The sequence below is a fragment of the Halobacterium bonnevillei genome (assembly GCF_009831555.1).
In the GTDB taxonomy this organism is placed as follows: Archaea; Halobacteriota; Halobacteria; order Halobacteriales; family Halobacteriaceae; genus Halobacterium; species Halobacterium bonnevillei.
In genome coordinates this window covers 1-8,933 of the sequence record NZ_WUUU01000127.1, presented here as the reverse complement: position 1 = coordinate 8,933, position 8,933 = coordinate 1, and the positions used below count along the sequence as shown (strand labels likewise).

The 8,933-nt window shown below is 65.0% G+C and carries 8 protein-coding genes and 2 pseudogenes; 5 read left to right on the top strand and 5 right to left on the bottom strand.

The features are described from left to right. From GRX66_RS13560 to GRX66_RS13550, 3 genes and pseudogenes are all read left to right on the top strand, one after another. Positions 1-253 (top strand): annotated as a pseudogene (locus tag GRX66_RS13560) (energy-coupling factor ABC transporter ATP-binding protein); the annotation flags it as partial. Then, on the top strand, positions 250-1,098 hold the full coding sequence (locus GRX66_RS13555; RefSeq protein WP_325064118.1) for an energy-coupling factor transporter transmembrane component T family protein: 849 nt from the start codon (positions 250-252) through the stop codon (positions 1,096-1,098). The pseudogene GRX66_RS13560 and the gene GRX66_RS13555, both read left to right, overlap by 4 nt. Then, positions 1,085-1,846 carry a LamB/YcsF family protein gene (locus GRX66_RS13550; RefSeq protein ID WP_159527038.1) on the top strand — a complete coding sequence of 254 codons (762 nt, stop codon included), beginning with the start codon at positions 1,085-1,087 and terminating at the stop codon, positions 1,844-1,846. Before GRX66_RS13555 ends, GRX66_RS13550 begins: the two co-directional genes overlap by 14 nt. 194 nt (positions 1,847-2,040) lie before the next feature. Here GRX66_RS13550 and GRX66_RS20040 read toward each other — a convergent pair whose 3' ends face one another. From GRX66_RS20040 to GRX66_RS13535, 3 genes are read right to left on the bottom strand one after another with little or no spacing between them, the layout of a single operon-like run. Further along, positions 2,041-2,886 (bottom strand): ABC transporter permease, encoded by an 846-nt coding sequence (locus tag GRX66_RS20040; RefSeq protein WP_159527037.1) that lies wholly within the window; start codon positions 2,884-2,886, stop codon positions 2,041-2,043. Continuing rightward, the gene (locus tag GRX66_RS13540) at positions 2,886-3,836 is read right to left on the bottom strand and encodes an ABC transporter permease (RefSeq protein WP_159527036.1); all 951 of its coding nucleotides are present in this window, start codon (positions 3,834-3,836) and stop codon (positions 2,886-2,888) included. The genes GRX66_RS20040 and GRX66_RS13540 overlap by 1 nt, the downstream gene beginning before the upstream one ends. 19 nt (positions 3,837-3,855) lie before the next feature. After that, positions 3,856-5,103, bottom strand: coding sequence for an ABC transporter substrate-binding protein (locus GRX66_RS13535; RefSeq protein WP_159527035.1), 1,248 nt, complete (start codon positions 5,101-5,103; stop codon positions 3,856-3,858). A 215-nt stretch (positions 5,104-5,318) separates the two neighbouring features. Here GRX66_RS13535 and GRX66_RS13530 point away from each other — a divergent pair, with 215 nt between their 5' ends. Further along, the gene (locus tag GRX66_RS13530; RefSeq protein ID WP_159527034.1) at positions 5,319-5,807 is read left to right on the top strand and encodes an Lrp/AsnC family transcriptional regulator; all 489 of its coding nucleotides are present in this window, start codon (positions 5,319-5,321) and stop codon (positions 5,805-5,807) included. Positions 5,808-5,855: 48 nt separating this feature from the next. Here the strand turns inward: GRX66_RS13530 and GRX66_RS13525 are convergent. Both GRX66_RS13525 and GRX66_RS13520 read right to left on the bottom strand, forming a co-directional pair. Then, positions 5,856-7,207, bottom strand: a pseudogene (locus tag GRX66_RS13525) (acetyl-CoA carboxylase biotin carboxylase subunit). Between the two features lie 151 nt (positions 7,208-7,358). Continuing rightward, on the bottom strand, positions 7,359-8,465 hold the full coding sequence (locus GRX66_RS13520) for an ABC transporter ATP-binding protein (RefSeq protein WP_159527033.1): 1,107 nt from the start codon (positions 8,463-8,465) through the stop codon (positions 7,359-7,361). A gap of 132 nt (positions 8,466-8,597) precedes the next feature. On the opposite strand from GRX66_RS13520, the gene GRX66_RS13515 reads away from it, so the two are divergent. Then, a partial coding sequence (locus GRX66_RS13515) for a TCP-1/cpn60 chaperonin family protein (protein ID WP_325064117.1) occupies positions 8,598-8,933 on the top strand: 336 nt, incomplete at its 3' end.

The following is an 8,933-nucleotide window of genomic DNA, read 5'->3' as shown; positions in this document are numbered from 1 at the left end:
GATGCGGCCGGCGCACCTCGTCCTGGACGAACCGTTCACGGGGCTGGACGCGCCCGCCCAGGAAGCCGTCCGTGACAGGCTCGCGGCCCTGAAGGCGGCCGGGACCAGCGTCGTCGTGGTGACCCACGATCTGCGCGACGTCGCCGACCTCGCGGACCGCGTCGTCGTCCTCCGGGACGGCACCATCGCGGCCGACGGGGACTACGAAACCGTGCACGAACGACTCCCGGACCTCGGAGTGCGGCAGCCGTGACCGACCTCGGCCTCTCGTACGACCCCGGGGACACCGTCGTCCACCGCCTCGACGCGCGTACGAAGCTGCTCGGGCAGTTCGTCGTCGCGCTCCTGGCGTTCACGTGGAGCGACTCGCTCGCGCTGCCGGTCGTGTGGGCGCTCGTCCTCGGCGGGATGGCGCTGGCGAGGGTGCGGCCGCGCAGCGTCCTCACCGGGTACGCGCTCCCGTTCGTACTCCTCGGGATTGCGACGCTGACGCGCGCACTCACGCTCGGCCCGCCGTGGGTGGACGTCAACGCCGGCATCGAGGCGACGCTGCACAGCCTCCGCGTCGCCGCCATCCTGCTCGCGAGCGCTGTCTACGTGCAGACGACCCCCGTCTCGGAGACGCAGGCCGCCATCTCGCGGCTCGTCCCCGGGAAACCCGGGCAGTTCCTGGCGGCCGGGACGTCGTTCGTGCTGCGGTTCCTGCCGGTGTTGCTCGCGGACCTGCAGAGCGCGCGCGCCGCACAGCCAGGCGCGCCTCGGCGACAAGCGCCGCCTCCACGAGCGGATGCAGACGGTCGCGCTCGCCGGCCTGAACCGGACGTTCGAGCGCGCGGACCGCTTCTCGCTGGCGCTCAAGGCGCGGTGTTTCGCCTGGAATCCCACCCCGCCGCGAATGTCGTTCACGCGAGCGGACTGGCTCGTCTCCCTCGGCTTCGTGGGGCTGCTGGCTGCCGCGACGCTCGCCTAGCGTATTCGGATGTGAGTCGAACTATTCCACGGTTACCAGTACTCGTTGCATTCAGCGCTTCGAGTTCGAATGCGTCCCAAAATCTATTATACGTCGCGCGCGAAATCCACCCACATGGTACAGATTGACATAAACTGCGACATGGGCGAGAGTTTCGGGAACTGGACCATGGGCCGCGACGAGGACGTGATGCCGTACATCTCGTCGGCGAACATCGCCGGCGGCTACCACGGCGGCGACCCCCACGTGATGCGCGAGACCGTCGCGCTCGCGGCGGAACACGACGTCGGCGTCGGCGTCCACCCCGGCCTCCCCGATAAGATGGGTTTCGGCCGCCGGAAGATGGACGCCACACCCGAGGAAGTCAGGGACTACGTCACGTACCAGTTCGGCGCGCTCCGCGCGTTCTGTGACCAGCACGGCGTCACCTTCCAGCACGTCAAACCCCACGGCGCGATGTACTCGATGCTCTCGGAGAGCCCCGACCACGCCCGCGCCGTCATGGAGGGCATCCTCGACGTCGACGACGACCTCATCTACCTCGCGACGGACATGAACATCTACGAGGTGACCCAGGAGTACGACGACCTCGACGCCGTCTTCGAGGGGTACGTCGACCTCGACTACAACCCCGACCGGAGCCTCATCGTCGAACAGGAAAAAGAGACCCGCGACCCGGAGAACGTCGCCGACCGGTTCGTCAGCATCGCCACCGAGGGCACCGTCGAGGCAGTCAACGGTGAGACACTGGACGTACCGGCGGACAGCATCTGCATCCACGGCGACACGCCGAACGCCGTCGACATCCTCGAGGCCATCCACGACCGCATCGACGAACACGACATCGAACTCGCGCCGCTCCACGAGATCGTCTGAGGTCGCACAGCGCCCGCGCTCTCGTTTCACCCGTTTTTTGCGAACCGCTCACGGAGCGTTCCGCTCGCGCGTGAGCGGCTGCGTCGGCAGCCGTGTGACTGCTGGGCCGTCTGTTCGACTGCGTAGACGCACGCGAATCGAGAGTTCGGAACGCAATAGACTCGAATCGCCGAACGGGAGACGCTACCGCCGCGTCACTCCGTCGCTTCCTGCGAACTAGACCGGTACAGCACCGCGATGGCGGCGCCGATCAACACGAACGACAGGACGACCGTCAGCCCCGCAATCGCGAACACTTCCGGCGACAGCTCCACCTGCAGTTTCGCGAAGACGTACGTCGGGATGGTGTTCTGTCCGAACTGCAGGAACACCGTCCGCGAGAATTCATTGAACGACAGCACGAAACTGAAGATGACGGCGCTGATGACGCCCGGCCGAATCTGGGGCAGGATGACGTGGCGGAACGTCTCGAACTCGTTGGCGCCGAGGTCCGCGCTCGCCAGCAGGACGTCGTCGCGGACCGTCGACATGCTCGTCAGGATGACGAGGAACGCGAACGGGAACGCCCAGATGACGTGCCCGATGGCGGTGGCGACGAACGCCTGCCCGAAGCCGATCTGCTTGAACAGCATCAGGAGGCTGAAGCCCTGCACGACGCCGGGGACGAACAGCGGCAGGATCATCGCACCGACGAACAGCGCCTTGTACGTGGTCTTCCGGTAGGACAGCACCGCGAGCAGCGCCAGCAGCGGCGCGGCGATCATCGTCACGACGGCGAGTTTCAGCGACCGCTCCATCGCGGTGATGAGCGGGTCGCTCTGCAGCATGAGGTCGTACTTCGCGAGCGTGAGCCCCTGCGGAACGCGGACGTACGAGGCGGTGTCCAGGGAGATGAACACCAGCATGATCGGGGGCGCGAGGATGAACAGGATCCAGAACGCGATGAACGCCTTCCAGAGCCGGTCCTTGGAGACGTCCGACAGCCACACCGTCGGGTCGGTCCGCAGGACGGCGCTCAGGCGGGAAGAGCTCGTGCTCACTATATCTCACCCACCGTTTTGAGGCCGTAGACGTACTCCCACGCGAGCAACAGGGCCACCGCGAACAGCAAGACGATGGCGCTGATCGCGCTCGCCAGCGGGAGGCGCGCGGAGTTCACCGCGTTGTCGATGATGGTCGCGATGAGGGAGATGTTGCCGCCGCCGAGGAGGACGGGGACGACGCTCTCGCCGAGCACGCCGACGAACACGAACACGGCGCCGATGAGCAGTCCCGGAATCGACAGCGGAATGACGACGTGGCGGATGGTCGCGAGCGGCGAGCCGCCGAGGTCCGCGCTCGCGTGCAGGATCTCGTCGTCGATGCGGCTCATCGCGAGCCACGCCGGGAAGATCATGAACGGGAGGTAGCTCGCGAGCATCCCCAGGCGGACGGCGAACGTCGAGTACAGCAGCCACCCGAGCGGTTCGTTGATGACGCCCGCGAACAGCAGGATGCTGTTGAACACGCCGTCGCTGCCGAGGAAGGAGATCCACGACAGCGTCCGGAGGATGTAGCTTGTGAGGAACGGAATGGCGAACAGCAGCATGAGCGGGAACGTGTACTTCGAGTCGCGCTTGAGGACGCCCGCGTAGTACGCGATGGGGAACCCGAACACGAGCGCGAGCGCGACCTGAATGACGCCCTCCTTGATGGTCGTCCAGAAGGTGTCGACGCGGTACGAGTCGAAGAACGCCTGGTAGTTCTCGAGCGTGAACCCGAGTTCGAACCCGAACGGCTGTGGGATCGCGACGCTCCAGACGAAGATCGCTGCCAGCGGCAGGAAGACGAACAGTCCCAGGATCGAGAGCCAGGGCAGGACCTGCAGGCTGAACCGGAGTCGGTCGTTGTCGACCAGCGGTCGGATGACCGCCGGGAGCCGCTGCTGTGCCGAGAAGTCGACACCGCTGCGGTCACCGCTACCGGTCGGGTTGGAGTTGTCGTGAGCCATGAAATACCTGCGCGACGGGTTACGAGGTGAGGCGGTTCCACTGCGAGTTCATGTAGCTGAACGTCTCCGGGTACCGGTTGCCGAAGACGCTGACGTCGTCGCTGAACCGGCTGCGGACTTCCTCGTGGCGCTGCTCGATGAACTCCGCGTCGAAGTCCTCGGAGTCCTCGGCGTAGTCGATGCCGAGCTCGCTGGACGAGAGGTAGCCCCGGATGGTCGTGATCTGGGCGTTGTACCAGCCACCCATCATCCAGTTCACGAGGTCTTCGGCGGCGTCGCGGTTCTCCGCGCCCTTGTTGGTCAGCCACGGTCCGATGGCCCACAGCGAGTACCCCTCCTTCGGTTCGAGGTACTCCGCGTTCATGCCCTCGTCGCGGAGCGCGAACACGACCGGCTCCCAGGTGTCCATCGCAACGACCTCCTTCTTCGAGAGGAGGTTGACGGCGGTCTGCCAGCCGCTCCAGAACGTGCGGAACTGGCCGTCGTTCTTCTGTTCGAGGAGGAAGTCGACGACGGCGTCGATGTCGTCTTCGGTCGGGTCCTCGATGTTCTCGATGTCGGCCATGTTGTTGTGCTGGAGGTAGAGCGCGACCTTGTGGAAGGCGGTCGCCCACCCGGCCTCCAGGGAGGTCTTCCCCTTGAACTCCTCGTCGAAGAGGATGCCGTAGGAGTCGATGCTCCCGGGGTCGCCGACTTCGTCGGTGAGGTAGGCGACGGAGTCGCCGTTCTGCACGCTGGACAGCGAGTGTTGTTCGCCGTCGATCTCGGTCGGGCCGCTGTTCTTGACTTCGTCGTAGACGTGCTCCCAGTTCGGGAGGTCCTGCAGGTTCGTGGGGTGGATGACGTCCTGCTCGGCGAGGACGCCCGTGAGCGTGGTGTCGTTGCCCGCGAGGTGGAAGTTCTCCGAGGCGGTACCCTGCACGAGTTTGGTCACCGTCTCGCCGGGGCTCCACGCCGCCGCGGAGTAGTTGACGCTGATTCCGGTTTCGTCCTCGAACCCGGACCAGTCCTCGGGGTTGGTCGTGCCGACTCCCCAGTACGAGAGTTCACTGACGGAGTCGCCGCCGTCGTCCGTCTGGGTGTCCTGGTCGCCGTCCGCTTCCGTCTGGTCGGTCTGGTCGTCGTCGCCCTCGTCGCCGTCGCCGCCACCGCCGAGACAGCCGGCGAGCCCCCCGACTGTGGAGGCGCCCGCGACACCGCCGGCGAGTTTGAGGAAGCCACGGCGTGATTCGTCACCATGATTCTCGGTATCACTGTTCGGAGCCATACACAGTACTACGTCGGGCCGGACATCAAGATTCCTATTTATACGGTTTTCTGGTCCGGGAAACGAAGTTCATTTCGTATATTTTGCGGTGTAGGTGGATAATATCAAACCAAGTCCGATGGGAGAGGTCTTTGTCAGACCGCTTTCGAGACGTGGCCCGCCAGAAGTCCGGAGAACGGACACATTTACATTCGACGACTGTATTCAGTCCGAGTATGGACGAGCAAGACGTCGAGATACTTAAGGCGGTCGCGGAGGTTGGTGAACCCAGTCCGAAAGCGATCGAAGCGGAGACCGGCATCCCGAAATCGACAGTCCACTACCGACTCGAGAAATTGCGCGAGAACGGCATTGTCGAGGACGAACTGTTCAACCTCGACCTCAAGGCGATCGGGCTGAACCTGACGGTCATCACCGAAGTGATGGCCGACTACGAGGAGGGGTACCACGAGGAGGTCGGCGAGCAACTCAGCGCCATCCAGGGCGTCAACCAGGTCTACTTCACGATGGGCGACACCGACTTCATCGTCATCGCGCACCTCTCGAGCCGCGAGATGGTCGAGGAACTCGTCGTCGCCTACGAGGGCATCGACGCCATCCAGCGAACCAGCACGAACTTCGCCATCACGACCATCAAGAACGAACGCATTCCCTTGCGGAACTACGACCTCGACACCCTGAAAGACATCGTTATGGACGACTGAGGCGTCGGCCAGCCGGCTACGAGAACGACTGAAACGGCCGCGAGTCGGCTACTCGCCGCCCGCGACCTCGAGTTCCTCGTCGACGAACTTCGTCGTGTGTTCGGCGTTCAGGAACCGGTCGTCCGTGAGGACCTGTTCGTGGAACGGAATCGTCGTCGGCACGCCCTCGATGGTCGTCTCCTCGAGGACGCGCAGGCCGCGCTGAACGGCTTCGTCGCGGTCCTCCCCGGAGACGATGAACTTCGCGAACATCGAGTCGTAAAACGGCGCGATGCGGTCGCCCTGGTCGATGGCGTCGTCGACGCGCGTCCCGATCCCGGTCGGTGGCCGGTACGTCGTCACTTCGCCGGGCATCGGCGCGAAGTCGTTGCCCGGGTCCTCGGCGTTGATTCGGAACTCGATTGCGGAGCCACGGGGTTCCACCGCGGACTGCGGGAACGACAGCGGCTCGCCGGCCGCGATCCGGAGCTGCCACTTCACGATGTCGATGCCGGTCACGACCTCCGTGATGGCGTGTTCGACCTGGATGCGGGCGTTCACCTCGAGGAAGAAGAAGTCGCCGTCCTCGTACAGGAACTCGAACGTGCCGGCGTTGACGTACCCGGCTTCCGCTGCGCCGCGCCGCGCGGCCTCCCACACTTCGGCGCGGGTGTCCTCGTCGAGAACGGGGCTCGGCGTCTCCTCGATGAGTTTCTGCTGGCGGCGCTGCGTCGAGCAGTCGCGCTCGCCGAGGTGACGGACGTTCCCGTGCTGGTCGCCGAGAATCTGGACTTCGATGTGGCGGGGGTTCTCCAGGAAGCGCTCGACGTAGACGTTCGCGTTGTCGAAGTACGCTTCCCCCTCGCGTTTCGCGTCCTCGAACTGGTCGTCGATCTCCGCCTCGGAGCGGACGACTTTGAGGCCGCGGCCGCCGCCACCGCCGTCCGCCTTGATGGCGACGGGATAGCCGTGTTCGTCGGCGAACGCCCGGACGTCGTCGGCGCTCTCGACGGGGTCCGTCGTCCCTGGGACGATGGGGACGTCCGCGCGGTCCATGATCGTCCGCGCCTTCGTCTTCTCCCCGAAGTCCGCCATCACGTCGCTGGGCGGGCCGATCCACTTGAAGTCGCTGTCCTCGACGTTCGCCGCGAACTCGGCGTTCTCGGCGAGGAACCCGTAGCCCGGGTGGATGGCGTCGACGTCCGCTTCCCGGGCGGCGTCATGATGGCCTCCTGGTTGAGGTAGCTCTCTCGCGCGACCGACGGCCCGATGTGGTAGGCGTCGTCGGCGAGCCGAACGTGTTTCGCTGTTTCGTCCGTATCGCTGTACACCGCGACGGCGTCGACGCCGAGTTCGCGGCACGCCTGGATGATACGGATAGCAATCTCGCCCCGGTTCGCAATCAAGACACGGTCTAGCACGTTGGTGGAATACGGCGGATTCGCAATATTAGTCTTTGGGTGCCGGATTTCTCGCACCCCGTCCGAATATTGTGGAAGAAATTGAACGAGAGTCGTCGAAGTCGCCGCGTGCGCCAGTTCCGAGCGGACTCCGGCCGACGAGTCGCCGGTGTCAGTCGAACACGGAGACGGCGTCGGGTTCGAACCCGACCTCGACCGTCTCTCCCTCGGCGAACAGCGTCTCGCCGGTCGTCTGGTGCGCGCGGAGGTTCCGACCGGTCTCCAGTTCCAGCGCGTACTCCGTGTGCGGCCCCTTGAAGATCGTGTCCGCGACGACGGCCGAGAACGAGTTCGTCTGGCCGTCGCCGAATGACAGCCGCTCGTTGGGCACGAGGAACGTCAGGTCGTCGTCGACCGACGGCACCGTCCCGACTTCGCTGCGCGCGATCTGGAAGTCCAGGCCGCCGCTGCTGACGGTCACCACGTCCTCGCCCACGGCGGTGACCGTGCCGGTGACGAGGTTCGGCATCTGGAGGAAGTCCGCGACGAACTCCGTCGCCGGGTTCTTGTAGATGTCGAGCGGTTCGCCGACCTGTTCGACGTCGCCCTCGTTCATCACGGCGATGCGGTCGCTCATCGAGAACGCCTCCTCCTGGCTGTGCGTGACGAACACGAACGTCTTCTCGACTTCCTCCTGGATGCGCTTGAGTTCGACCTGCATCTCCTTGGCCAGTTTCTCGTCGAGCGCGCCCAGCACTTCGTCGAGCAGGAGGACGTCCGGCTCGATGACGAGGCTGCGCGCCGTCGCGACGCGCTGGCGCTCGCCGCCGGAGAGGTCCTGGATGTTCCGGTCTTCTTTCCCCACGAGGTCCATCAGTTCGAACATGTCGTCGGCGCGCTCCCGCCGCTCGGCTTTCGGGACGCCGCGGAGCATCAGGCCGTACTCGACGTTCTCGCGGGCGGTCATGTGCGGGAACAGCGCGTACTCCTGGAAGACGAGACTCGTCTTCCGGTTGTACGGCTTGACGTCGTTGACGACGTCGCTGCCGAGTCGGATCTCGCCGGACGTCGGCGTCTCGATGCCGCTGATCATCTGGAGGAGCGTGGACTTCCCGCTGCCCGAGGGCCCGAGGATGGTGAAGAACTCGCCCTCGCGGACGTCGAGGTCGACGTCGTCGACCGCGACGATGGTGTCGTCGTAGACTTTGCGGAGGTTCTGCATCTCGATGACCGTCTCCTCTGAGCGCGCCTCGCGCTCCCCTCGGACTTCCGTGCTCATTGTTACCAACGGATACTCGCCGGACCACATATAAATCTGTTCAGAAGAATCAACTCAGTTCCGTGAATCCTGGTTCGATTAAACTCAGTATAAAGAAAGGCTTAGATGTGAGAAGGTATCCTATACTAGTGAATGGAGCCGAGCCCGATCACCGCCTCTGACTCGCTCGACGACGTCGACGTCCTCGACGGCGCAGTACAGCTCGGCGAACTCGCAGCGGGGCTCTACGGACCGGAGGGCCGCCACAAGCTCGTCCTAACCGGCGAGGAGCCGGTCGTCACGAGCGACCTCCACCAGCTGTTCGACACGCTCGACGTCGAACACCCGGGCGCAGTGATGGTGGGCAACGGCGCCGTCCAGCAGAAGGAGAGCGTCGGCGACGGGTCGACCGCGGTCGTCCTGCTGGCGCGCGCCCTCGCGGAGCGCGCCGACGACCTGCTGTCGGACGGCATGCACCGCGCGTCCGTC